Here is a 19,688-nt window from a genome sequence, read left to right as displayed (position 1 = left end):
CAGCTCCCAGAAGACGCGCACGAGGCACGTGCCGAGGCAGAGCACGATGAGCAACAGCAGGAAGGCCTGATCGACGGCGGGGATGTGTATCATCGCGGTGATAAAGCAACGGCCACGCCCTGCGTTCCCGCAACGAGCGGCGCTTTTCGTCGTCAGTGGGTGGTGAACGGCGGCGGCGCGCCCGGGGCGACGTCGAAGGCGCCGAGATGGAATTCCTCGCCCAGGGTTGCGTCCGGGCCTCCCGGTTGCGCCAGCAGCGTGAACGCGGCCTGGGGGTAGAGCTTCCAGATCTCCAGATCGCCGGCGGTGATGGTGAGCCAGCCGAAGGTGTACATGTAGCGTCCGGGCTCGGTAACCCGGCCGACCCTGTCCCAAGTGATCTTATCAACCGTGATCTTATCGACCGTGGTCTTATCAACGGTGATCTTGTCGACTGCCATCCGGTCCCCCGATCGCAAGTCCGCACATGACGTCCGGCGCGTGGCGCGGACCGTCAAAAGCTGATCCCGCAATGGGGCCGCGATAGGGCGGCGATGCGGAGGCGGGACGGCCAGAGGATGGCCGGCCGCCTGCCGGTTCAGCGCGCCGTCGAGGCCGCCTCTGCTTCCGCCGCCCGCTCCAGTTGACGATGCGAGGCGTGGAAGACGTCGTGGACGAGGCCGATCTTTTCCAGGCCCAGGATGATCAGGCCGTTGAGATCGATCTCCCACCAGGCGTGCGAGATGTAGGCGTCCCGCGGGAAGCGGTGATGGTTGTTGTGCAGGCCTTCGCCGAAGGTGAGGATCGTGGTGACGAACTCGTTGGTCGAGGCATCGTCGACTTCGAAGCGGCGATAGCCATAGGCGTGGCAGACCGAGCCGGTGAGCTGGCTGGTGAGGATCAGCAGATAAGCGCGGAGCAGGCCGGAGAACAGCACGCAGCCGATCATGGTGTGCACGCCGCCGAAGGTGTAGCCGATCACGCCGGGGATGAAGACCGCCGACATCCCGTACCAGACCCAGCGCGTGCGCACGAAGAACATCGCGATCGGGTCGGCGAGGATGTCCTTGGCATAGTATTCGTTGTCGGTGGTCGCCTGGTCGAACACCCAGCTGCCCTGGGCGTGCAGGAAGCCTTTGAGCGCGCTGACATAGCGATTGCCGAAGCCGTCGAATTGCGGGCTGTGGGGATCGCCGACATCGTCGGCATAGAGATGATGGCGGCGGTGGTTGGCGACCCATTTGGCGATCGAGCCCTGCACCGCCATCTGGGCGATGGCGCAGAAGAACACGCGCATGATCGGGCCGGTGCGGAAGCTGCGATGGACGAACAGGCGATGCATGCCGGCGCCGATGCCGAACGTCGTCAGCGCGAACATCCAGGCGAACGTAAAGAGCTCGACCTTGCCGATGCCTTGCGTGATGGCCCAGACGATGCCGGCGACGGCGCCGACATAGAGGATGCCGAGGAGGAGATAGCTCTCGCGCAGCTTGGCTTGCACGAGCGGTCCCTCAGTGACGACGCCCGGTGGAAGCTGCGGCTTGGCCGCGGTGGGTGCGGTCTGCGTGGTCTCTGCCGGGACGAACTCGGCGTCAGCGATGGACATTCCAGGACTTCCGGTAACTCGAGGGCCCGCAGTGATTGCGGACGTACTGGGGCACACCCTATCGCGCGAGGGGCGCCGCCTCCAGTGCTTAGTTAAGAAAGAGTTAAGATTGGCCGGTCCGGTTCAGGCCGATTGCTTCAGCGGCGAGCGCACAACGAGGCGGACCAGGTCCTCCCGCGGCTGCTTCTCGGCGAATTTGACCGCGAAGCCGTGGTCGAATTTGCGGATGACCCGGCCCACGCAGGCGCCGACGGCAAGCGGGGTTCCGACCGGTGGGTCGTACTCGCAGGAGATCGCAACCCCCGCCGTCGAGACGTCGATGATGAAGCACGGATGGGTGCTGCCGTCGGCGAGCGTCAGGAAGGTGTGGGAGACCTGGGGGACGAAGCGGGCGTCGCGCCGCAACTCCTGGACGCTCTCGTCCTTCTGCTTCTTCTCGAGCCAGGTGAGCTTTTCCGACATCCAGGCGCGCCGCGCCCGCGTCATGTCGAGCTCCATCAGGAAGCCTGATTTCAGCGTCGCGCTGATCGTGCACTGGAATTCGCCGAAATCCTGGAAGTAGGAGGTCAGGCGCTCGCCGACCTTGCCGACAACAGGCACGTCCACGATCATGCGGAAGGGCGAGACGCGCTTGGTGCGGCAGGCGAAGCTGCGCAGCTTGCCCTCGCAATCATACCAGCGCGGCAGCGAGTAGCTGCCGTTCACGGTGACGTCCACTGCACGCTGCCTGAGGAACTCTGCGACGGACATGGGGGACCAATGATGTTCGGGATCGATTCCGTAATTCCACGGTAGCGATCAAATTCTAAGCAAATGATACCGGCGCTCAAAAGCGGGGGTAAATTTCCGGTTAACGCGCGCCGGCTCCATGCAGCGGAAAGCGCGGCATAACGACCCGTTTTGCCGCAAGCTCCGCTCACAACGTCGTCATTGAGTACGTTGTTACCGCGCAGCGCGGCGACTACAGAAATCCCGACTGCACCAGCAAGGCCAGCGCGACGACTGCGAGGGCGAACTGAATCGTCGTCCAGGTCAAGCCGCTCGGGCTGATCTCCAATCCCACAAGCGGCAAAGCACGCCGCATCGCGAGCGCCGAAGATGCTTCGACGACCGCAAGCAGCAGACCAATCGCTGCGAGGGAAGACCACGGCTCCGCTCGAGGCATCCATGGCGCGAGCCAGGCGGGGCCGGCGCCTTTCAAAATGCCAAGCAACGCAAAAAAACCGAACCAGAATGGGAAGCGCTTGATGATGTCTGCGCCGATCGTTTCGGGCTCGAGCCGGATACCGAGCGCTGCCAGCGTGCGCTCGATGCGCCCATCGTCGTTCAGGAAGATGAACGCCCCGAGATAAAGAGGAATGCGCGACTGGACGAGCAGAGCGATGACGCCGAACAGGATCGCATGGCCGAGGACATCGCCGAAAACGTTCGCAATGCCATCGCCAGATGGCAGCGGCACTGATGCGACTCCGGCCTGGCGCTGCGGAAGCGATCTGGCGCGCGCCATGTGCTCCAGCATCTTGGCGCGCCGGTCCGATGGGTGCGGGCGGGGATGGCTAAGCCACGGCGGAAGGCCCGGCGTCATTGCGGACACGCCGGACGAAGCTTCAATCTGGGGGTAGCGCTGTGCCATGGGCCAGACCGGTTCAAACGGACATTGGTCGCTGGCGAGCGGCGGACAGGTTCATGGGGAGCGGCGAAATGCCGACGGCTAACGGCCGCCGCCTTGCGCAATGGCGCTCCCTAGCGGAATCGAACCGCTCTCTCCACCGTGAAAGGGTGGCGTCCTAACCGATAGACGAAGGGAGCAAACTCAGGGCCTTGCCGTTGTTCCCGGCAGGGCCGCTGGCCGGCCGAACAAGGCCCGGCAGTTTGCAGCGGGCGAACGTATAGTGGCCTTTCTGCCTCCGGGCAAGCCGTTCGGGCCGCTCTTTTGGCTCCGGTGGATAGCCTCGGCCGGGGGATGATCAGGAGGCGATTTCAACGGTTTCTTAGGGTTCCGTGAGTAGCGCTGGAAGGGGAGATCTCTCGCCGATGCCACCGCCGAAAAAGCGCGCAGCCCGCAAGCTGCTGTCGCAGCACGCCTGGATCACGCTCGACGGCGGCTTCGCCGCGCGGCATTGCCTGGTCCAGGACATTTCCGATTCGGGTGCCAAGATCACCCTGGACGACGATGCGAGCCAGCTCCCGGGCGTGATCCGGCTCGCCTTCGCACGCGATGCGCGCACCGGGCGGAGCTGCCAGGTGGTCTGGCGCCGCGGCAAATCGGCAGGCATCAAGTTCATCTGATCGCTGGCATCGCCGCCCCGATGGCGCGCCGCGCCTGGTCGGGTTAGAACGCCGCCATGCGCGCGCCGCTCCTCATCCTGATCTCGCTGCTCGTCACGTCCGCCGCGGCTGCGGAGGCCCTGCGTCTGCCGCCTGCCGAGCGGCCCCAAGCGGGCACGACCACCGCACCGCTGAAGGGCGCGGCCGGCAAGGCGAGGGCGGGCTCCTGCGCCTCTTATGGCCCGCGCTTCGTCATGGTCGAGGGCACCGGCACCTGCGTGAAGATCGGCGGCTCGATCAGCATCGACACCACCGTCAGGCGCTAAGGCCATGCCGGCGGATCTGCTGCGCCTCGACATCCTCGTTCCCGTCCTGATGTATTGCGCGCTGCTGTGGTGGATCGGCCGCGGTTTCAGCTGGACGGCGCGGCTGGCCATCGCGGCAGTGACCTTGGTGCTGATCGCCTGCGTGCTGCTGGTCGAGCGCGGCTGGCGCTAGGCCAAAACGAAAACGCGAAAACAACCCCATGCACAGTAGCCGTCAAGTGCCGGGTTGACGCTCCTCGCACGCACCGAAATGCGGATTCATCGCATTGTCACAGCGGCTTACGCCGCGCCGCCGGCTCACGACATCGGCGGTGCGACATGTTGTGCAAATCCGGGCCGTTTGCCGAGCTCGGCGAGCCAGCGCGTCAGGTGCGGCTGCGCCGGCCGGGAGATGCCCTCGACGCCGAGCCAGCGCCGCGCATAGGAGCCGAGTGCGATGTCGGCCAGCGTGAACGCCTCGCCCTCCATGAACCGGCGCGAGGAGAGCAGGCGGTCGGCGATCGCCCAGACCTCGGCAGCGATATCGGCATCGCGCTGCACCTGGATCATGTCACGCTCGGCGGGCGCCGTGCGCACGATGCCCCAGAACACCGGGCGGTCGACCGGCTGCACGGTCGACAGCGTCCAGTCGAGCCAGCGGTCGACCGAGGCGCGCTGCTTCGGCGCTTCGGGATAGAGCGGCGTGCCGCGTCCATGCGCGAGGCAGAGATAGCGCATGATCGAATTGGACTCCCACAGCACGAAGTCGCCCTCGACCAGCGTCGGGATCCGCGCATTGGGGTTCATGGCGAGATAGTCGGCCTCGCGCGTCCTGCCATAGCTCATGCCGGCGTCGATGCGCTCGTAAGCGAGGCCGAGCTCGGTGAGGCACCACAGCACTTTCTGCACGTTGACCGAATTGGCGCGGCCCCAGATTGTCAGCTTGGTGTCAGGCATGAAAGCGTCTCCCGCGGCGTTCTCGCTGGCGGGTTGATAGCGGAATTTCCTGAAGCGCGCGACGCGCGATTGCCGCGCGCCTCTCATGCAAAAAGCTCCGCACGCGGCGGAGCTTTCATTGCAAAGTCGAACCTTGTGCTCAGCGGCCGAAGAACAGCCACAACAGAATGATCACCGGGATCGGCACGCCCAGCAGCCACAGTAGAATTCCGCGTCCCATGGATTCCTCCTCCAATCGCATTGTCGGAGAGTGAACGCCGGGGCTAAGCGCTTGTTCCTTCCCGCGAGCCTACCAATGGCCGGTGTTGGGCATCGAGGCCCACGGCTCCTGCGGCGGCTTCGGCTCGCCCTTCTGCAACAGCTCGATCGAGTGCAGGTCCGGCGAGCGGACGAAGGCCATGTTGCCGTCGCGCGGGGGCCGGTTGATGGTGACGCCGGCCTTCTGCAGCTTCTCGCACGTGGCGTAGATGTCGTCGACCTCATAGGCGAGATGGCCGAAGAAGCGGTCCTCGCCGTACTTCTCCTCGTCCCAATTCCAGGTCAGCTCGACCAGCGGCGCGCCGCGCGTCTGCGGCTGCTTCTTCAGCGCCTCGAGATCATCGGACGAGCACAGGAACACGAGCGTGAACCGCCCCTTGTCGTTCTCGATCCGCCGCACCTCCTTCAGCCCGAAAGCATCGACATAGAATTTCAGCGCGACATCGAGATTGCGCACGCGCAGCATGGTGTGGAGGTATCGCATGGTTGTTGCTCCCTGGGGGTGGAGGGTTTTGTCTTGGGCCGGGACGGCGGTGTAGGAAATAGCAGGAAAAGGAGAGGAGCGGCAGGGGGCGGGGGCAAATGTGCGTGAGCGGTGCCGGTGCGGTTCGGACTGCATCACGTTCGAAGCAGTGCCGCCATCTCCTTCCAATGATAGATGCGCACCTTCTCGGTCTGATGCCGCGCGGCTTTTGCGATCGCGTGCGCGATGTCGTTCCCGGTGAGGCCACGATACCGGTCGGCGGGGCCGACGAGCAGCGGATTGAGCACGCCCCATATCGTGATGAGGAGGCGTTCACGCGGGCGGTCCTCGTCGCGCGCGCCAAGGATCATCGACGGGCGGAAAATATGCGTGTGCTCGAAATCGAGCGAGAGAATGTCCCGCTCCACCTCGCCCTTGGTCCTGAGATAAAACACGCTGGAAGCGGCGTTGGCGCCGACGGCCGTGACCAGGAACACCGACCGCGCGCCGTTTGCCTTGGCGATCTCGGCCGCCAACACCGGATAATCGTGATCGATCTTGTAGTACTCGGCCTCGTCAGGGGTGTGCTTGCGCGTTGTCCCCAGAGCGATGAAGATCTCGTCCGCAACCAATTGCGGCTTGAGTGCGGGCAGGGAAGCGAGATCGCCGATCAGCACCGTGAGCTTCGGATGGCTCACCGCCAGCGGCTTGCGGGCCACCGCGACAACCCGCGAATAGTCGGAACTGTCCAACAGGTCGCCCAGCAAATGCGAGCCGATGAAGCCGGTTGCGCCGAACACAAGTGCGGTTTTCATTCAAGCCACGCAGGCGTTTAACGGGTCCCGTCGATGTGCTTAAAAACATCGTTCAGCTTGAAAGGTTCTTTCATGGTCCGGCGTTGGTTGTATCCCTTCGATAGAGCTACCTACGTCAATTTTGCCATTTTTCCCTGAAAAGCGAGGCGCAAAACGTAAGGGCTCACTTGGAAGCTTTTGAGCTGACAGTGAGGACGTGCGCATCCACCATGGCTCGGGGAACACCAGTACACTCAACTCCAATGGCAAATAGGCGACTTGAGTGCACTGTCACCGTAATTTTTGAGCTCTGAAGGGGGAGCCAAGGGTAAGCTACTCATCGACGAGGAATATATCCTGATCGCTTCGCCCCGTTAAACTGGAGGCTCTGCGTGTCATTGTCGGCACAGATCTTACCAACCCGACCCGGCTCCACGGTCTGACCAGTTCTGCCGTTACCCTGAGTATTGAACCGAGTGACGCTGAAAAAGACCGGGTAGCTGCACTTATTCTCTGCCTGGATACACTGCACCTTTATGCGCTCGTGCACGTTGCCGCCCTTGATGCCGCCATCCTCGTAAGATTTGGTATGTACGCCTCCGCACAAGCTATCGTCTCCACTTGTGGGTGCGGTTTGTGCTTTCTGGCAGTCTGCCTCGACATCGTTTCTGTACTGCGTGAGGTATTTTTGAGAGTCAGCGAGTAATTTCTCGTGTAGGTCATCCCAGCATATTTCGCCCATACGACCTTTCTGTTCGACAATGTGCCGCTCAAGTAGTGGAATCATATTTTTGCGCCCGAATTGGCACGCACCGGCACTATCTGTCTTCTCGAGCTTTCGCCAAGTCTCCTCAGCTTTTCCGCTCTCTTGAGCTTGCCTGTCAGACATCGCGGCACTGCGGTTATAGCAAGCTGCCGTGCCTCCAGCTGCATGAGCGCCAACAGTCGTCATAGCGGTCGCACTGATAGCTACAACAATAAATAAAAACTTCACGGCATCACCTTTCAGAAGGGAATTCGGAATTACGGTGACAGTGCACGAAATTGGCGCCATTGGCCGACCGTAGAATGGCGGAGAAGGGCGGTGATGGCGAATGAGTTTGATGCACCGTCACCGTAATCCCGCACACATCCCGCTACTTGCACTCAAAACTCGCCGCGCTCTCCGGATCGCCTTGGCCCTTGTACTGCGCATGTTGCGGATAGGCGCAAAGCGGCCGAGCGCGGCCGGGAAAGGCTGGTCCCGTCGCGATCACCGTATCGGGCGCCTTGCCGTCTTCCACCCAGTTCACGACGGCGCTGAGGAGATCGAAACGATCGAGCGCTGCGCCGCTCGAGCAGTGACCCATGCCGGGCACCAGGAAGGCCCGGCTCGATTTCTCCCGCACCAATTCCATGCCGCCGGAATCCGCCGCCATGCGCTCGTAGTAATTCACGGTGTCGAGCGCCGAGAACCAGGGATCGCTCACGCCGTGGTAAAACAGCATCTTGCCGCCATGGCCGAAGTAGCTCGAAAGGTTGGTCCAGTAGGCGGTGTTGGTGAGGCGATCCAACCCGCTCGCGTTGATGTGGTCTTCGAGTTGATCGACGTCGATGCTGTCCCAAACCGGCGGTCCGACCGGACTGCGCGCGCCTGTTGTCAGGATGCCGGGAATGGCAACGCCTTCGGCTGCCACGCCGCTGTCCCACGGGAATGACGGATAGACCTGCGTGCCGCGTGAATTCTTTGGGCCGGCAAAAGCCTTGTTCAGGGCATCAACCTGCGGCGGCGCCAAGCAGGAATCGGTCTTGTCGCCCTTGCAGGTGAGGACCGCGGGATCGAATTGACAGGCCTTGCCGTCGAAGATCAGGCCATCCTTGACGCCGTCCTTGGCGTCGCAGGCATCTAGGATCGCGTTCGTGACCAGCTTGCGCTCGGCCGCGGAAAAAGTCCTGGCGGGCTCCGGCTTTCCGGATGCATCTTTCGGCGCGATCTGGCTGAAGGCAGCGTTGGCCCAGGCGAGACCGATGTTCGAGTTGCCGGTGCGCATCGCAGGCGCGCCGGCGACGATGCCGTCGAATTGTTCGGGATAGCGCGCCGACGCCAGCATGCCTTCACGGCCCCCGGTCGAGCACCCCGTGAAATAGGACCGTTTTGCGGGCTGGCCATAGTAGTGCGCGACGATTGCCTTGGCGGCCATCGTCACCTTGCCGACGGATGCATTGGCGAAGTTGAGCGCGGCTTCCTGGTCCTTCAGGAACGAGGCATCGAACACCGCGCCTTGATGACCGCTATCGGTCGAGACCACGGCAAAGCCGCGCGCCAACGCCGGCACCTCGCCGGCCGCCTGGTAACCCAGCGGCGGCCGGATCGAGCCGTTCAAACCGCCGCCGCCCTGAAACAAAAACCGTCCATTCCAGCGATCGGGCAGGGCAACGGCAAAGCCGATCGCGTAGGACTTGCCCTCGACACCGACGCGCTGATCGATCACGCCATCCGCGCGGCAGTTCGGCGGCAGCGCCACCGATACGGTGGCCGGCGCCGGCGGCGACGGCTGCACGGTCCCCGGCGGCGCCTCCGGCACCAGCTCGGCCTTGGTGACTGTTGCCGTCGATCCCGGCATCTTCCAGCCGGTCAGGTCAGCGCATTTGAGCGCGGGCGGTATGTTGGCGGAATCGTCGGCGCGTGCAGGCGAGATCGCAATGACCATGATGGCCGCCACCAGACCCAGGCCAGCCATTGCACCATCAAGCGCCACGTTTCTTCTTCGCTGCATCGTTGCTCCCTGCCGCTTTCTGAATTTTATTGCGGCGCACGTAACTCGCGCCGGCCGATCTGCTGCACTGACACCAAAACTATCTTGGGTCATTCGGGCGGTGCAGTCCAGCGGCGCAGGCCTTCGATCGCTCTCGCTCTCGCCGATGAAGTCGATCACTACGCCGCCTGCAGACGTTGACTACAGAAGGACGCTGCAATTTTTCCAGCTCGTAGAATGGGGAGAGCACTTGCGAAACCATCATGTTTGGTCTCGCAACAGGGCTTCTCATCCTACGAGCTTAGAGCCATGCGCGCCCTGCGCTTCAAAACATCGCCGATGATAATCAGAACGCGAACCACGCCAGCACCGCGATGACCGGGAGAATGGCGATGCCGAAGAGCACCAGGGGTGCAGGTTCGTTGCCTGTGCGGTCGCTCATGATGACCTGCTAAAGGAAGGCCCCGCGGCGGCGGCGCCACGGGGCTGTCGGTGTCGGCATGCAGGGGGAGAATGCCGGCACCGGTTGTTGAATGAATTCCGGTTTGTCGGAGTTGTTCCTAAAGGGGCGCGGTGCCGAGACCCGAACGCATCACTTCGACTCGGCTTCGTCACCACGCTCGAGCTGCGCCCGGTATTCCGCCGCAGCCTTCAACAGTGCTTCCCTGATTTCGCCATCCGCAGTTTGCGCGGCGAGAGCTTCGGCGCGATCGGCTTGATGCTGGAGTGATTCCTTGGTCATGCCCGACCAACTCGGCCGCCGGCGCGCCGGTTCCTTCAGGCCGCCTTCTCGACACCTTTGGCGACGATCTCCACTTCGAAATAGCCCATGTCGCGGAGCTCGGCGGCTTTCTTCTCGGCCGCTTCCCGGGTGTCGCGCTTCAAAATGATCTGGCCCGCTCCGTCGCGGGCGCAAACGAAATAAGGCATTTTCGATTCCCAATTTCGTTTGCATACACACGAGGCCCGGCTTTCGCAATTGGAGGCGTCACTCGTCGAGCCCGGCCTTTTGCCGCATCTCGTCGATCAGCTCCGAGGCCTCGGCCTTGGTCAGCTCGTCCTTGGGCGGGCTCTCGTGCGCCTGCTCGGCGAGGGTCTTCAGGTAGGATTCCTGGGCGCCGGTCATCGGATCATCCCCGGAAACCCAGTCCTTCGGGTCCTTCTGGGTATTTTCGGCCATCGCTCGTCTCCTTTTCCGTCTCCGTACAACGTCGGACTGGACTTCTCGTTCCGTTTTTGTTCTCATCAGCCAAAGTCAAAATTCGTGAGGCGGAACAATGCCGGACCTGGACTATCTCAGGCGGGAGATCGAACGGATGCGTATCCAGCTGGGCAGGCAGAGGAAGGAGATACTTCAGCTTCAGCGAGCCGGCATCGGCACGGCCTCGGCTGAAGCGCTGCTGTCGCGAATGGAGGCGAAGGTCGAGACGCTTTGCGCCGAGCGTGACGCGCTGAAGGCGGCAGAGCCGCGCTCGGCCAAGGGCAGGGTGCTCGGCGGGAGGACGTGGTGAGCAGACGATGGTTCGACGACGAGAGAGAGCTGTCGCCGTTCCTGATCGCGCTCGAGGACGTGCGCCGCAGGGCGACGCGGGAAGGGTGGTGCTATGCCCATGTCCAGGCCATCATCGTGGCGATCGACCAATATGCGGAAGCCGCGACCGGCAACCGCGAGTATTTCCTGAACAAGCCGGTCTCGATTGGGAGCAGCCGGAAGACCGGCGACATTCCGTAGGGGCTGTGACTTCGAAGGTTGCGGGCTTCAACGCGTTGCAGACAACCGTGATGCCCGTCACGGCGCAGGCGCGCCGATATCGGCACGCTCCGACGAAAGGAGTGTGTCATGCGATACGCGATCATCGCCTTGCTTGTTCTCGCCAGCCTGCAGGCTGTGCGCGGCGGGTATCTGAGCGCTCCGATCTTCGTTCTCCTGGCGGTCGGCGGCTGCGGCGGCGCGATCGCGCTGAAGAGGTCGTGATGGATTTCTATGCCACGGCCATCTTCGATATCGCGGTCGAACTGTTTTTCTGGATCAGGCGGAGCCTCACGAGAAAGCCTGCCGTCGCCGGGCGGCCGAGCGTGCCCTTGGTGCCGCCACGCTGATTGGCGGTGTGGGAGAGGCGCTGCTCACGACCTCTGCTGAATGTTCAAGTGCGATCGCCCTGGTCTAACGGGAGGCGGCGGTGGCGAAACTTAATCCACCGTCGTCGCCGAACCCCAGCGCCGCCGGCGCGACCAATGGCTATGTTTCAAGCCTTGCTCAGCGCGATCGTGGATATTTTCCCGTCGGCCGCATGGAGCGCCGCCGTCAGGTTCTTCGGCCTGGAAAATGCTGTCGAAATCGCGACGGCGCTCTTCGGCCTTGGTTGTATCGTGGTCGGCTCCGCGGTGTTGCTGCTGGAGCACGGATGAGGGGAGCGCGGTGAAGACGATCACATTGCTTGCCGTGGTGGCCATGCTGCTGCTGGAGGTCTTCGGCCCGACGTCGAGCGTCGGCGGCTCGATGAGCTTCATGCTGGTCTTCGTTGTGGTGATGCTGGCGGTCGCGATTTACGAGGCGTGGTCGAACGGGCGCGGGGCGATCGGATGGATCGTCAACGTCCTTGTCTGCGCTTTTGGCGCCCTGGTCGCGATAGCCCTCGTCGGAATGGCGATGGACCTCGTGCTCCCGTACCTTCACCTCGAAGGTTCGCTCGCCTCGTCGCAGAATCCGCTGAAATATGTCGTCGTCGCGGCCGTTGCGATCATCATGGTGCTGGGATCATGGATCCCGCTCCAGGTCTTGAACCGGCTGCGCTGACAGGACCTCGGCGACTCCGGCGACGGCAGCCGGGCCGGCTGCCGGCAACCAAAGCGCGATGAGATCATCGCGCCCTGGGTTGTTGTTGCGCATGACCTTCCCGGAAAACCGCTTCGCGCTAACGCGGCCCTCCGGGTCGGGATGATGCTCAGGCCGCGATCCGCTGTTCGACCGGAGCCGTCAGCAGCTTGAGCGCTTGCGCATGTTGCAGGTCGGGGACCGCGACCGCCGTGTGGCTGTAGATCGCATGGCTGCCTGATTTTGCAATCCTGTCCAGGATCTCGCTGCCCTTGATGACATGGAGGCCCATGCCCTCGTGGGTGGGGAAGATCGCCAGCACCACGTCATAGGCCGCGATGACCGCTTTGAGCGCTTCGGCCTTGTCCTCGGCGAGCTCGACAAAAACACGAACATCGGCTGCGAGTTCACGCAGCTCTTCAAAATCCAGCACTGTGAGGATACTCCAACGCAACGAGACTGAATGGAGCTTGGCGGCGTTGGGTTACTGAAGTGTCAACAAGGCGTGCCGGGCCACAAGTTTCACGACGAGGTGACGTCACGCCCTAGCGCTTTGCTTCCGCCTTGCGGAGCCGGGCCTCCGCGGCCTCGTCGACGAGGTTCAAGGCGAGGCCGTCATAGCTCAGCTTGAGCCCGCGGCCGACGATCCATGTCCATCCCTCACGGTCCTTGATGGCCTGCGCGTTGAACTGGTCGGAGATCGATTTGACCGCGGCGTCCTGCTCCCCCGGATTGTTCAACGTCGCATTGACGCGCCAGATCGGGCGCCTGGCGTCCGCCTCGTCGCTTTCAACCGTGACCTTGGCGCCGTTGATGTCGCATTCGAGGGTGGAGGCGTTGCGGCCCGGGCGGCAGAGATAGTGGCGTTGATTGACGAGCTTGCTGGTCTCCTCGAACGTCATCCCGGGCGAGAAGCCGAAGATGTCGGACTTCTTCACGAGGGCAAGGGACGCGGGCTTCAGGAAGCTCGGCTGGATCGCGACGAGAGCTGCGACAGCAACGACGATCAAGCCTGCGATGACGATAGCGACCTTCATGAGCACCCCACGAGAAACCCTCGAGGCTCTTATAGCAGCCGGGGCGATCTGCCATGCCTCCCCAAAAGCGAAAACCCCGCCTGGGGGAAGCGGGGCTCTCTGGTGGGGTGAAGCTTAGGGACTTCAATGATATGACGCGCCAGCCGCAAAATGGTTCAAAAGGGAAAGCGGCGGGTCCTGCGACATCTTGCACAGGAAGTCGGGAACCCCGGAGAACCCCTGCTTGCGTTTTCGGCCTCGATGGGTTCTAAGCCCCGTCACTTCATGACCTCTGGCATGAAATCAGCAGCGCGCCCCCCCGCGCTTCAGGCCGCGTCCACAGCGAAAGTTGCTCGCGCGCACAAAAGGAATTCAGACATGGCGAAGATGACGAAGACCCAATTGATTGATGCAATTGCCGAGGGCACGCAGCTTTCGAAGAACGACGTGAAGTCGGTGATCGAATACATGGCGACGGTTGGCTACAAGGAGCTCAACGAGTCCGGTGAGTTCGTCATTCCCGGCTTCGTGAAGATGTCGGTGGTGAACAAGCCGGCGACCGAAGCCCGCATGGGCGTCAATCCCTTCACCAAGGAGCCGATGCAGTTTGCGGCCAAGCCCGCGAGCAAGTCGGTCAAGGCCTCGCCGCTGAAGGTCGCCAAGGACGCCGTCTGAGGCGCCGGCGAGGTCGCTGCGGCCGGCTCGTCCGCGAGACGGCGTAGCGATCAATTGTTGACGAACAAATGGTGCTCGGCGACGGCGATGCCGAACATCACCATGACGATCAGGACAAGCCACAGCGCGCGCCGGTCGGCCTGTCCGGGCGCGCTCTGCGGTTTCCCGCAAGCCGGGCAGACTGAAAGCCCGATCGGGATCTCGGCCTCGCAGAACTCGCAGGTCATCGGCGCCTCGAGAGTGACGGGCGCGGTGCGGGGTCTTCCGCAGCTGCGCTGTCTCGCGCGGCGGGCGGCACCGCTTGGTTCGGCCGTCAATGCGAAGGACGGAAAATTCGTTCCCGTTGCTGCGGTGGGCGGCCGTCGGCCACAACGTCAGAAGAAGGCCCTGGTCAAAAGAAAACCCCGCGCTTTCGCGCGGGGCTCTTTTGGCTGACGGCGTTGGGATTTCAGCGCCTGGCCGCCAGCCGTAGCTCTAACTTAAAATTGAAAATCCAAAAAGCAACGGCGCCGCGGTGACGGAATATGTTCGTCCACGGCGACGCTGCCATATGACTGGGCGCTGAAATCCCCAGCTCCCATGGGTCCGCGCTGCACCGAAAAGGTTCAACGCGACATGCCAGGGGACATCATGCCAGGGGTATCGCGCGAGGGACTGGACTTTTTGTTCTCATTTTGTTCTAGTGAGCCGCCTTAGGTAGACAGATGGGAGGTGACTCATGACCGTCGAAAAACAGCGCGAAGTGATCAGGCTCTGGAACGAACTCAGGAGGCTCGAAGGTCCGGCGGCCGAAGAGCTCCGCATTCAGATCCTGGAATGCTTCTCGGAGAAGGGCAAAGCGAAGCGGGCGGCTTGATCTGCGCCGATGGACACTCTCGCACATGCGGGAACCGAGGCGCAGGAACGAACCTGCGCCGTCAGCGTTCGGCCCGCATGACATGCCCGCGATGCGCCAAGCCGATGACGGCGGTTTCCGCCAACAGCTTTCGATGCGAGCCGTGCCGCGAGATCGTCATCGTGTTTGCGGTCGCCTCGAAATTCTTGTCGCCGAAGATTGTGCCGACGACGAGTCCTGCCTCCGAAGACGTCGCTTCGCGCGCCTTCATCGATTGTTAGGAAACGCTTCGCGCTGAGTTTTCCGACTCCGATTCGTTCTTCGAGAACGAAATGGAGTCGGATGCAGAACAAGCTGCGCCTGTTGGCAGCGATGCGGCCGCGCGTATCAGAACGGGACAGCCTGAGGTCTCGCACAGTTCTCTCGGCGTCTGCTCCGTAAGGAGTGAGGCGAGGGAGAGCGAGATGGATGGGTGCTGGTTTCTCGCCGAGATCGCAAAAGTGTTCTGGTATGATCGGCACCCGCGCACGCGCAAAGCCAGGCCGTCGGTGCCGCAGGTGCCACCGACGTCTGCTGATGCGGCGTCTTCCGATGCGACATTTCCCGAGACGATGTCTCCTGATACGACGTCGCCCGATGCGCCGTGATCGCGTCGTGCTGCGCGCCGCTGGTACGTTTTATTAAGACCTGCTGCGCGCCGGTTTCTTCGATTCCGATTCGTTCTTCGAGAACGAAAGAGTGTCGAAGCTGGAACAAAGCCGGTCGGCAAGTCGCGCTGGCGCAACCTCGGCTTCGCGATCGAAAGCGGCTCGCCGCGAGCGGCGCTTCGCGCAAATCCTAACGATCATTTGCGCGGAAGCCGATAACCCTATTCGGTTAGGTTAAAAGCCCAATCGCGTTGCGCTTGGCGCTGCTTGGGGTAGGTGTCTGGCAAGGACAAGCAAGAAACGACTTTGCCAAGAAGCAATTTTGTCATGACACCTTTTTCACAGCCTTCCTTTTACCAGGGCGACCGGCACACCTACCGGCGCGTCGCCATTGTCGGCACGCTGTTCTGTCTCGCTTTCGTGGTGGTCAGCTTCTCACTGCGGCCGCAGGTCGAGGACACGCGCGTCGCGGTCAAGGCGGATCGGTTGGTGCGCACGGCGGGCCAAGCGGCGCACGCCAATTAGAGCGGCGCACGCCAATTAGCGGTCGTCGCTGTAGCTGCGATTGTCGGCGGCCTCGCGCGGGCACGCGGTGCCGCGCGAAGCGAGCGCCACGAAGCCGGCATAGCCGGACAGGTTGAGCAAGACTTCGAGCCAGGCGGGCATGTCGGCCACTTCCACTTTACGTGAAGAGGATTCAACGTCCGCGCGTATTCCTGGTTCCATGCTCCCGCCGAAAAACTTCGAAGCACCTCAAACCGGAGAGGAGGGGTCGAGGCGGCGGCCGAGGGCCGCAACGGATTCGCTCGACGGCTTGTCTTTCAGGAACTCGGCGATGGCCCGCGCCAGCTCGCGGTCGCTCATTGGCGTCGGCGGCGGGTGAAGTGTGCCGACACCGAAGTTGCGGACGATCTCGTCGTAATGCCGATCGTCGGATCTCGGAACCAGTTTGCGGATACGGGCCAGCAAAGCGGATAATGGCAAACCTTCCTCCTCGATCGTCCGCCCCGCTGGCAGCCAATGCCGTGTGCTGCCAACTGCTCCCGTGAAACGGAAAAACCCCGCCGGCATCGCGGAGATGCCGACGGGGTCTTCGTGCTGTTGCCTCAACCCGGATGGCGGAGGCTCCCGCACTTGGGAAGGCAATGCGGACCTGGCGGTTTCGTTCCGGCCGCAGCCGATTTTTTTGCGGGGCACCCTGTGCGCAACTATCGCAGGCGCTCGTCGTTATCTCGGCAAGACGCGAAGGAGGAGAGCATGAAGAAGACACTGGCAGTTCTGGCCACCGTCGCGGCCGTCGGCGTGACCGCGGTTGCAGCCCCTGCGCCTGCCGAGGCACGCGGGCGGGGCATCGGCCCGGGCCTCGCATTCGGCCTCGCCGCCGGCGCAATCACCGCGGGCGCGGTCGCAGCGTCCCATCCCTACGGCTATTACGGCCCTCGCTACGGCTATTATGACGGCCCCGACTATTATTACGGGCCTGGCTCTTACGCCTATTACGGCGGCGGACCGTACTACCGGCACCATCACCACTGGCGCCATTGGTAACGACTGACAAGCGTAATAAGCGAAAAGCCCGGAGCGATGCTCCGGGCTTTTTTCATGCGCATTATATTGATCAGATACGTCTTACGGCCAAAGCGAGGGCCGTTCGACCTTGCGGGCATTCTCGAGCGTCGACACGAAATACTCCTCGCGCTCGCGCTTGAACTTTTCCTGCGTGGCACGGAAGGCGGCGACACGGGCGGCGATCTCATCGCGCTCACGGGCTTTGCGTTGTTCGTCTTCGGTCATAGCCATCCCCTCGGGTTTACTAACTGAACTCAAGTACGCCGCCGCATCATCTTGAGTCGCATTCACGCATCCATTGATCCTCCTGAATGGGGCGTCAATGGGGAGGAGGCATTGCAGGATTGTGATAAGCGAGGGCCGGAAAAAATTGCCGAGCGCATCGCGTTAGCGCTTGATAAGAGCGTCAACAATCTTGCCGCTTGCGCATGTTGCTGCCAGGGCAAGACGAATCGGGGAGGCCGCGATTGATTGCATCGGATCTTCAGAGCGGCGTTGAACGGCTCGGCGACATGATCGCCGAGGCAAGGGTCATCGTGCCGTTCACCGGCGCCGGCATCTCGACCGAATGCGGCATTCCGGACTTCCGCTCGCCGGGCGGACTTTGGACGCGCTATCGTCCGATCGAGTTCGGCGAGTTCGTCGCAAGCCGGCAGGCCCGGGACGAATCCTGGCGCCGGCGTTTTGCGATGGAGGAGGTGTTCGCGGCAGCGAAGCCCGGCCGCGGCCATCGCGCGCTGGCTTCGCTCTACCGCGCCGGCAAGGTTCCCGCCGTCATCACCCAGAACATCGACAATCTGCACCAGGCCTCCGGCTTCGCCGGCGAGCACGTGATTGAACTTCACGGCAATACCACTTATGCGCGCTGCATCGGATGCGGGCAGGCCTATCCGCTCGACTGGGTGAAGCGTCGCTTCGACGAGGAGGGCGCTGCACCCAACTGCGCCGCCTGCGACGAACCGGTGAAGACCGCCACGATCTCTTTCGGCCAGATGATGCCTGATGACGAAATGCAGCGCGCAACCGCGCTGTCGCAAGCCTGCGACCTCTTCATCGCCATCGGTTCCTCGCTCGTGGTGTGGCCGGCGGCGGGCTTTCCGATGATGGCGAAGAACGCCGGTGCACGTTTGGTGATCATCAATCGCGAGCCGACCGAGCAGGACGACATCGCCGACCTCGTCATCCATCACGACATCGGCGAAACGCTCGGGCCCTTTGTCGGCAATTGAGGCATCAATTTGATTCGCGGCTGTGCAAGCTGTTCATAGGTTCCGGCGAATCTCTTTTTTGTCTATGCCTCGCAACCGGGAGTGTTATCTTTTGAGTCGAAAGATTCGCGTCGCGTCCAGTTGAGAAGGTTCTCGAAAGACGCGTGATTCGACACCGCTGCTGAGGCGGGTCGCATGACAGTGTGGGGTCCGGGGTTATGGGGTCGTCGGACGGATTTGAGTCCAAAAAGCTCGGGGTTCCCGGGCAGGGAGTATCGCCGGGGCGGATCACGCCGGGTGAGCACGGCGGCGCCGGCCGCGACAGCGGCCTCAATCCCTTCAGCGGGTTGGGCGAAGCCAGCGCCAACCTCGTCGAAGTCCACGGCGTCATCAAATGGTTCGATGCCTCCAAAGGTTACGGCTTCATCGTTCCCGACAATGGCTGGCCGGACGTCCTCCTGCACGTTACCGTGCTTAGGCGCGACGGCTTCCAGACCGCCTATGAGGGCGCCCGCATCGTCGTCGAGTGCATCCAGCGCGCCAAGGGTTACCAGGCGTTCCGCGTGGTCTCGATGGACGAGTCGACCGCGATCCATCCGGCGCAGATGCTGCCGCCGCGCACCCATGTCACGGTCACCCCAACCAGCGGGCTGGAGCGGGCCCAGGTCAAATGGTTCAACCGGCTGCGCGGCTTCGGCTTCCTGACCTGCGGCGAGGGCACGCCCGACATCTTCGTGCACATGGAGACGCTGCGCCGCTTCGGCATGACCGAGCTCAGGCCCGGCCAGTACGTCCTGGTCCGCTTCGGGCCCGGCTCCAAGGGCATGATGGCGGCCGAGATCCATCCCGAGACCGGATCGCCGGGATTGCAGTCGCACTAGGTGCGAGACGCACATTCGATTGTACGCGAGCTTTCATCCCGCAATCGTGAGCAATAGAGGCGCGCCGGCAGGCCGGCGCGCCTCTGGCTTTTCCGGCGACCGCCGCGTAAGCACTCGTTCCAGTCCCACGCCTCGAGTGTCTCCCATGAATTTTGATCGAAAGGCTGTCCGGTCCGCTCTGAAGGGCTGGCTCGCCGCCATCCTCGTCATCACCGGCTGTGCGGTCGCCAGCGCGCCCGCCGGCGCCGCCAGCTTCCAGCCGCTGGAGATCGTCACCAAGAACGGCGTGCAGGTGTTCTCGGTCGAAATGGCGACGACCGAGGAGGAGAAGCAGACCGGCCTGATGTACCGCAAGGAGCTTGCGGACGGCAAAGGCATGCTGTTCGACTTCAATCCCGAGCAAGAAATCTCGATGTGGATGAAGAACACCTATGTCTCGCTCGACATGATCTTCATCGGCGCCAACGGCCGCATCCTGCGCATCGCCGAGAACACCGAGCCGCTGTCGACCAGGATCATCTCGTCCAAGGGGCCGGCCCGGGCCGTCCTCGAGGTGGTGGCGGGAACGGCGCAGAAATACGGCATCCGCCCCGGCGACCGCGTCGGCCACCCGCTGTTCGGCAGCAAATAGCGCTGGCCGGCGAGCGGCACTGGCAGCCGTGCTGGCGCTGGTTTGT

General features: G+C 62.8%; 36 protein-coding genes, 1 tRNA gene and 1 pseudogene. 17 read left to right on the top strand and 21 right to left on the bottom strand.

The window, feature by feature from the left end:
• Window positions 1-152: 152 nt before the first annotated feature.
• From ML401_RS17995 to ML401_RS17975, 5 genes are all read right to left on the bottom strand, one after another.
• On the bottom strand, window positions 153-440 hold the full coding sequence (locus tag ML401_RS17995) for a hypothetical protein (RefSeq protein ID WP_194402203.1): 288 nt from the start codon (window positions 438-440) through the stop codon (window positions 153-155).
• Between the two features lie 137 nt (window positions 441-577).
• Window positions 578-1,585, bottom strand: a complete 1,008-nt coding sequence (locus ML401_RS17990) for an acyl-CoA desaturase (RefSeq protein WP_211417142.1) — start codon at window positions 1,583-1,585, stop codon at window positions 578-580.
• Window positions 1,586-1,708: 123 nt separating this feature from the next.
• Window positions 1,709-2,335 (bottom strand): PilZ domain-containing protein, encoded by a 627-nt coding sequence (locus tag ML401_RS17985; RefSeq protein ID WP_194402201.1) that lies wholly within the window; start codon window positions 2,333-2,335, stop codon window positions 1,709-1,711.
• A gap of 211 nt (window positions 2,336-2,546) precedes the next feature.
• A complete protein-coding gene (locus ML401_RS17980; protein WP_285812607.1) occupies window positions 2,547-3,104 on the bottom strand; it encodes a hypothetical protein in 558 nt (185 codons plus the stop codon).
• 215 nt (window positions 3,105-3,319) lie between these two features.
• Window positions 3,320-3,394: transfer RNA gene (locus tag ML401_RS17975), tRNA-Glu, on the bottom strand.
• A 225-nt stretch (window positions 3,395-3,619) separates the two neighbouring features.
• On the opposite strand from ML401_RS17975, the gene ML401_RS17970 reads away from it, so the two are divergent.
• The 3 genes from ML401_RS17970 to ML401_RS17960 are packed head-to-tail and all read left to right on the top strand — an operon-like array spanning window position 3,620 to window position 4,351.
• Window positions 3,620-3,874 (top strand): PilZ domain-containing protein, encoded by a 255-nt coding sequence (locus ML401_RS17970; protein WP_194402200.1) that lies wholly within the window; start codon window positions 3,620-3,622, stop codon window positions 3,872-3,874.
• A gap of 56 nt (window positions 3,875-3,930) precedes the next feature.
• Window positions 3,931-4,179, top strand: coding sequence for a hypothetical protein (locus tag ML401_RS17965; protein ID WP_212066427.1), 249 nt, complete (start codon window positions 3,931-3,933; stop codon window positions 4,177-4,179).
• 4 nt (window positions 4,180-4,183) lie between these two features.
• Window positions 4,184-4,351 (top strand): hypothetical protein, encoded by a 168-nt coding sequence (locus ML401_RS17960; RefSeq protein ID WP_194402198.1) that lies wholly within the window; start codon window positions 4,184-4,186, stop codon window positions 4,349-4,351.
• Between the two features lie 125 nt (window positions 4,352-4,476).
• On the opposite strand, the gene ML401_RS17955 is transcribed toward ML401_RS17960, so the two are convergent.
• From ML401_RS17955 to ML401_RS17915, 9 genes and pseudogenes are all read right to left on the bottom strand, one after another.
• Window positions 4,477-5,115, bottom strand: coding sequence for a glutathione S-transferase family protein (locus tag ML401_RS17955; protein WP_285812606.1), 639 nt, complete (start codon window positions 5,113-5,115; stop codon window positions 4,477-4,479).
• A gap of 289 nt (window positions 5,116-5,404) precedes the next feature.
• Window positions 5,405-5,857 (bottom strand): VOC family protein, encoded by a 453-nt coding sequence (locus ML401_RS17950; protein WP_106950805.1) that lies wholly within the window; start codon window positions 5,855-5,857, stop codon window positions 5,405-5,407.
• A gap of 134 nt (window positions 5,858-5,991) precedes the next feature.
• Window positions 5,992-6,651, bottom strand: coding sequence for an oxidoreductase (locus ML401_RS17945; protein ID WP_285812605.1), 660 nt, complete (start codon window positions 6,649-6,651; stop codon window positions 5,992-5,994).
• Between the two features lie 316 nt (window positions 6,652-6,967).
• Entirely contained in the window at window positions 6,968-7,624 is a 657-nt protein-coding gene (locus ML401_RS17940; protein ID WP_285812604.1) for a hypothetical protein, read from the bottom strand.
• Window positions 7,625-7,766: 142 nt separating this feature from the next.
• On the bottom strand, window positions 7,767-8,117 hold the full coding sequence (locus ML401_RS17935) for a tannase/feruloyl esterase family alpha/beta hydrolase (protein ID WP_376717373.1): 351 nt from the start codon (window positions 8,115-8,117) through the stop codon (window positions 7,767-7,769).
• Window positions 8,118-8,351: 234 nt separating this feature from the next.
• Window positions 8,352-9,233 (bottom strand): annotated as a pseudogene (locus ML401_RS17930) (tannase/feruloyl esterase family alpha/beta hydrolase); the annotation flags it as partial.
• 724 nt (window positions 9,234-9,957) lie between these two features.
• Complete coding sequence (locus ML401_RS17925; RefSeq protein ID WP_285812602.1) at window positions 9,958-10,107, bottom strand: hypothetical protein; 150 nt, start codon at window positions 10,105-10,107, stop codon at window positions 9,958-9,960.
• Between the two features lie 35 nt (window positions 10,108-10,142).
• A complete protein-coding gene (locus ML401_RS17920) occupies window positions 10,143-10,295 on the bottom strand; it encodes a hypothetical protein (protein WP_165935832.1) in 153 nt (50 codons plus the stop codon).
• Between the two features lie 58 nt (window positions 10,296-10,353).
• The gene (locus tag ML401_RS17915) at window positions 10,354-10,545 is read right to left on the bottom strand and encodes a DUF3072 domain-containing protein (RefSeq protein ID WP_194402192.1); all 192 of its coding nucleotides are present in this window, start codon (window positions 10,543-10,545) and stop codon (window positions 10,354-10,356) included.
• Window positions 10,546-10,681: 136 nt separating this feature from the next.
• Here ML401_RS17915 and ML401_RS17910 point away from each other — a divergent pair, with 136 nt between their 5' ends.
• The 6 genes from ML401_RS17910 to ML401_RS17885 all read left to right on the top strand — a co-directional run bounded on the left by ML401_RS17910 (window position 10,682) and on the right by ML401_RS17885 (window position 12,162).
• Entirely contained in the window at window positions 10,682-10,876 is a 195-nt protein-coding gene (locus ML401_RS17910; protein ID WP_376717280.1) for a hypothetical protein, read from the top strand.
• Window positions 10,873-11,097 carry a hypothetical protein gene (locus ML401_RS17905; protein WP_194402190.1) on the top strand — a complete coding sequence of 75 codons (225 nt, stop codon included), beginning with the start codon at window positions 10,873-10,875 and terminating at the stop codon, window positions 11,095-11,097. The genes ML401_RS17910 and ML401_RS17905 overlap by 4 nt, the downstream gene beginning before the upstream one ends.
• A 108-nt stretch (window positions 11,098-11,205) precedes the next feature.
• Window positions 11,206-11,340, top strand: coding sequence for a hypothetical protein (locus tag ML401_RS17900; RefSeq protein WP_285812601.1), 135 nt, complete (start codon window positions 11,206-11,208; stop codon window positions 11,338-11,340).
• Complete coding sequence (locus ML401_RS17895) at window positions 11,340-11,465, top strand: hypothetical protein (RefSeq protein WP_285812600.1); 126 nt, start codon at window positions 11,340-11,342, stop codon at window positions 11,463-11,465. Before ML401_RS17900 ends, ML401_RS17895 begins: the two co-directional genes overlap by 1 nt.
• 141 nt (window positions 11,466-11,606) lie before the next feature.
• Entirely contained in the window at window positions 11,607-11,774 is a 168-nt protein-coding gene (locus ML401_RS17890; RefSeq protein WP_285812599.1) for a hypothetical protein, read from the top strand.
• 10 nt (window positions 11,775-11,784) lie between these two features.
• The gene (locus ML401_RS17885) at window positions 11,785-12,162 is read left to right on the top strand and encodes a hypothetical protein (RefSeq protein WP_212066437.1); all 378 of its coding nucleotides are present in this window, start codon (window positions 11,785-11,787) and stop codon (window positions 12,160-12,162) included.
• A gap of 148 nt (window positions 12,163-12,310) precedes the next feature.
• On the opposite strand, the gene ML401_RS17880 is transcribed toward ML401_RS17885, so the two are convergent.
• Window positions 12,311-12,613, bottom strand: coding sequence for a hypothetical protein (locus ML401_RS17880; RefSeq protein ID WP_194402187.1), 303 nt, complete (start codon window positions 12,611-12,613; stop codon window positions 12,311-12,313).
• A 112-nt stretch (window positions 12,614-12,725) separates the two neighbouring features.
• Entirely contained in the window at window positions 12,726-13,217 is a 492-nt protein-coding gene (locus ML401_RS17875) for a hypothetical protein (RefSeq protein ID WP_211417136.1), read from the bottom strand.
• A 357-nt stretch (window positions 13,218-13,574) separates the two neighbouring features.
• Here ML401_RS17875 and ML401_RS17870 point away from each other — a divergent pair, with 357 nt between their 5' ends.
• Complete coding sequence (locus ML401_RS17870) at window positions 13,575-13,871, top strand: HU family DNA-binding protein (RefSeq protein ID WP_018323108.1); 297 nt, start codon at window positions 13,575-13,577, stop codon at window positions 13,869-13,871.
• Window positions 13,872-13,921: 50 nt separating this feature from the next.
• Here the strand turns inward: ML401_RS17870 and ML401_RS17865 are convergent, their stop codons facing one another.
• Window positions 13,922-14,098, bottom strand: coding sequence for a hypothetical protein (locus tag ML401_RS17865; RefSeq protein WP_285812598.1), 177 nt, complete (start codon window positions 14,096-14,098; stop codon window positions 13,922-13,924).
• A gap of 491 nt (window positions 14,099-14,589) precedes the next feature.
• Between ML401_RS17865 and ML401_RS17860 the strand changes: the two genes are divergently transcribed.
• A complete protein-coding gene (locus tag ML401_RS17860; protein WP_194402184.1) occupies window positions 14,590-14,727 on the top strand; it encodes a hypothetical protein in 138 nt (45 codons plus the stop codon).
• Between the two features lie 61 nt (window positions 14,728-14,788).
• On the opposite strand, the gene ML401_RS17855 is transcribed toward ML401_RS17860, so the two are convergent.
• Entirely contained in the window at window positions 14,789-14,977 is a 189-nt protein-coding gene (locus ML401_RS17855; RefSeq protein WP_285812597.1) for a hypothetical protein, read from the bottom strand.
• A 193-nt stretch (window positions 14,978-15,170) separates the two neighbouring features.
• Between ML401_RS17855 and ML401_RS17850 the strand changes: the two genes are divergently transcribed.
• Together ML401_RS17850 and ML401_RS17845 are read left to right on the top strand one after the other, a co-directional pair.
• The gene (locus ML401_RS17850) at window positions 15,171-15,353 is read left to right on the top strand and encodes a hypothetical protein (protein WP_285812596.1); all 183 of its coding nucleotides are present in this window, start codon (window positions 15,171-15,173) and stop codon (window positions 15,351-15,353) included.
• A 327-nt stretch (window positions 15,354-15,680) separates the two neighbouring features.
• Complete coding sequence (locus ML401_RS17845; RefSeq protein ID WP_194402182.1) at window positions 15,681-15,878, top strand: hypothetical protein; 198 nt, start codon at window positions 15,681-15,683, stop codon at window positions 15,876-15,878.
• Between the two features lie 15 nt (window positions 15,879-15,893).
• On the opposite strand, the gene ML401_RS17840 is transcribed toward ML401_RS17845, so the two are convergent.
• Together ML401_RS17840 and ML401_RS17835 are read right to left on the bottom strand one after the other, a co-directional pair.
• Window positions 15,894-16,019, bottom strand: a complete 126-nt coding sequence (locus tag ML401_RS17840; RefSeq protein WP_256438845.1) for a hypothetical protein — start codon at window positions 16,017-16,019, stop codon at window positions 15,894-15,896.
• An 87-nt stretch (window positions 16,020-16,106) separates the two neighbouring features.
• Entirely contained in the window at window positions 16,107-16,463 is a 357-nt protein-coding gene (locus tag ML401_RS17835; RefSeq protein ID WP_285812595.1) for a hypothetical protein, read from the bottom strand.
• Window positions 16,464-16,610: 147 nt separating this feature from the next.
• Between ML401_RS17835 and ML401_RS17830 the strand changes: the two genes are divergently transcribed.
• Window positions 16,611-16,901, top strand: a complete 291-nt coding sequence (locus ML401_RS17830; protein WP_038946706.1) for a hypothetical protein — start codon at window positions 16,611-16,613, stop codon at window positions 16,899-16,901.
• Between the two features lie 81 nt (window positions 16,902-16,982).
• Here the strand turns inward: ML401_RS17830 and ML401_RS17825 are convergent, their stop codons facing one another.
• The gene (locus ML401_RS17825; protein ID WP_194402181.1) at window positions 16,983-17,147 is read right to left on the bottom strand and encodes a hypothetical protein; all 165 of its coding nucleotides are present in this window, start codon (window positions 17,145-17,147) and stop codon (window positions 16,983-16,985) included.
• Between the two features lie 242 nt (window positions 17,148-17,389).
• Between ML401_RS17825 and ML401_RS17820 the strand changes: the two genes are divergently transcribed.
• The 3 genes from ML401_RS17820 (at window position 17,390) to ML401_RS17810 (ending at window position 19,642) form a co-directional block, all read left to right on the top strand.
• Window positions 17,390-18,151: an NAD-dependent protein deacetylase gene (locus ML401_RS17820; RefSeq protein ID WP_212066443.1), complete on the top strand. Its 762-nt coding sequence runs from the start codon at window positions 17,390-17,392 to the stop codon at window positions 18,149-18,151.
• Between the two features lie 197 nt (window positions 18,152-18,348).
• Window positions 18,349-19,011 carry a cold-shock protein gene (locus ML401_RS17815; RefSeq protein ID WP_194402179.1) on the top strand — a complete coding sequence of 221 codons (663 nt, stop codon included), beginning with the start codon at window positions 18,349-18,351 and terminating at the stop codon, window positions 19,009-19,011.
• A 145-nt stretch (window positions 19,012-19,156) separates the two neighbouring features.
• The gene (locus ML401_RS17810) at window positions 19,157-19,642 is read left to right on the top strand and encodes a DUF192 domain-containing protein (RefSeq protein ID WP_259210404.1); all 486 of its coding nucleotides are present in this window, start codon (window positions 19,157-19,159) and stop codon (window positions 19,640-19,642) included.
• Window positions 19,643-19,688: the final 46 nt, after the last annotated feature.

Source organism: Bradyrhizobium sp. 62B, assembly GCF_030272265.2.
Taxonomy (GTDB): Bacteria; Pseudomonadota; Alphaproteobacteria; order Rhizobiales; family Xanthobacteraceae; genus Bradyrhizobium.
This window is presented reverse-complemented; position numbering and strand designations above follow the sequence as displayed.

Coding starts and splice junctions, on each gene's coding strand:
- ML401_RS17995 (WP_194402203.1), bottom strand. CDS start 440: ATGGCAGTCGACAAGATCACCGTTGATAAGACCACGGTCGATAAGATC.
- ML401_RS17990 (WP_211417142.1), bottom strand. CDS start 1,585: ATGTCCATCGCTGACGCCGAGTTCGTCCCGGCAGAGACCACGCAGACC.
- ML401_RS17985 (WP_194402201.1), bottom strand. CDS start 2,335: ATGTCCGTCGCAGAGTTCCTCAGGCAGCGTGCAGTGGACGTCACCGTG.
- ML401_RS17980 (WP_285812607.1), bottom strand. CDS start 3,104: ATGCTGGAGCACATGGCGCGCGCCAGATCGCTTCCGCAGCGCCAGGCC.
- ML401_RS17970 (WP_194402200.1), top strand. CDS start 3,620: ATGCCACCGCCGAAAAAGCGCGCAGCCCGCAAGCTGCTGTCGCAGCAC.
- ML401_RS17965 (WP_212066427.1), top strand. CDS start 3,931: ATGCGCGCGCCGCTCCTCATCCTGATCTCGCTGCTCGTCACGTCCGCC.
- ML401_RS17960 (WP_194402198.1), top strand. CDS start 4,184: ATGCCGGCGGATCTGCTGCGCCTCGACATCCTCGTTCCCGTCCTGATG.
- ML401_RS17955 (WP_285812606.1), bottom strand. CDS start 5,115: ATGCCTGACACCAAGCTGACAATCTGGGGCCGCGCCAATTCGGTCAAC.
- ML401_RS17950 (WP_106950805.1), bottom strand. CDS start 5,857: ATGCGATACCTCCACACCATGCTGCGCGTGCGCAATCTCGATGTCGCG.
- ML401_RS17945 (WP_285812605.1), bottom strand. CDS start 6,651: ATGAAAACCGCACTTGTGTTCGGCGCAACCGGCTTCATCGGCTCGCAT.
- ML401_RS17935 (WP_376717373.1), bottom strand. CDS start 8,117: ATGCTGTTTTACCACGGCGTGAGCGATCCCTGGTTCTCGGCGCTCGAC.
- ML401_RS17925 (WP_285812602.1), bottom strand. CDS start 10,107: ATGACCAAGGAATCACTCCAGCATCAAGCCGATCGCGCCGAAGCTCTC.
- ML401_RS17920 (WP_165935832.1), bottom strand. CDS start 10,295: ATGCCTTATTTCGTTTGCGCCCGCGACGGAGCGGGCCAGATCATTTTG.
- ML401_RS17915 (WP_194402192.1), bottom strand. CDS start 10,545: ATGGCCGAAAATACCCAGAAGGACCCGAAGGACTGGGTTTCCGGGGAT.
- ML401_RS17910 (WP_376717280.1), top strand. CDS start 10,682: ATGCGTATCCAGCTGGGCAGGCAGAGGAAGGAGATACTTCAGCTTCAG.
- ML401_RS17900 (WP_285812601.1), top strand. CDS start 11,206: ATGCGATACGCGATCATCGCCTTGCTTGTTCTCGCCAGCCTGCAGGCT.
- ML401_RS17895 (WP_285812600.1), top strand. CDS start 11,340: ATGGATTTCTATGCCACGGCCATCTTCGATATCGCGGTCGAACTGTTT.
- ML401_RS17890 (WP_285812599.1), top strand. CDS start 11,607: ATGTTTCAAGCCTTGCTCAGCGCGATCGTGGATATTTTCCCGTCGGCC.
- ML401_RS17875 (WP_211417136.1), bottom strand. CDS start 13,217: ATGAAGGTCGCTATCGTCATCGCAGGCTTGATCGTCGTTGCTGTCGCA.
- ML401_RS17870 (WP_018323108.1), top strand. CDS start 13,575: ATGGCGAAGATGACGAAGACCCAATTGATTGATGCAATTGCCGAGGGC.
- ML401_RS17865 (WP_285812598.1), bottom strand. CDS start 14,098: ATGACCTGCGAGTTCTGCGAGGCCGAGATCCCGATCGGGCTTTCAGTC.
- ML401_RS17860 (WP_194402184.1), top strand. CDS start 14,590: ATGACCGTCGAAAAACAGCGCGAAGTGATCAGGCTCTGGAACGAACTC.
- ML401_RS17855 (WP_285812597.1), bottom strand. CDS start 14,977: ATGAAGGCGCGCGAAGCGACGTCTTCGGAGGCAGGACTCGTCGTCGGC.
- ML401_RS17850 (WP_285812596.1), top strand. CDS start 15,171: ATGGATGGGTGCTGGTTTCTCGCCGAGATCGCAAAAGTGTTCTGGTAT.
- ML401_RS17845 (WP_194402182.1), top strand. CDS start 15,681: ATGACACCTTTTTCACAGCCTTCCTTTTACCAGGGCGACCGGCACACC.
- ML401_RS17840 (WP_256438845.1), bottom strand. CDS start 16,019: ATGCCCGCCTGGCTCGAAGTCTTGCTCAACCTGTCCGGCTATGCCGGC.
- ML401_RS17830 (WP_038946706.1), top strand. CDS start 16,611: ATGAAGAAGACACTGGCAGTTCTGGCCACCGTCGCGGCCGTCGGCGTG.
- ML401_RS17825 (WP_194402181.1), bottom strand. CDS start 17,147: ATGACCGAAGACGAACAACGCAAAGCCCGTGAGCGCGATGAGATCGCC.
- ML401_RS17815 (WP_194402179.1), top strand. CDS start 18,349: ATGGGGTCGTCGGACGGATTTGAGTCCAAAAAGCTCGGGGTTCCCGGG.
- ML401_RS17810 (WP_259210404.1), top strand. CDS start 19,157: ATGAATTTTGATCGAAAGGCTGTCCGGTCCGCTCTGAAGGGCTGGCTC.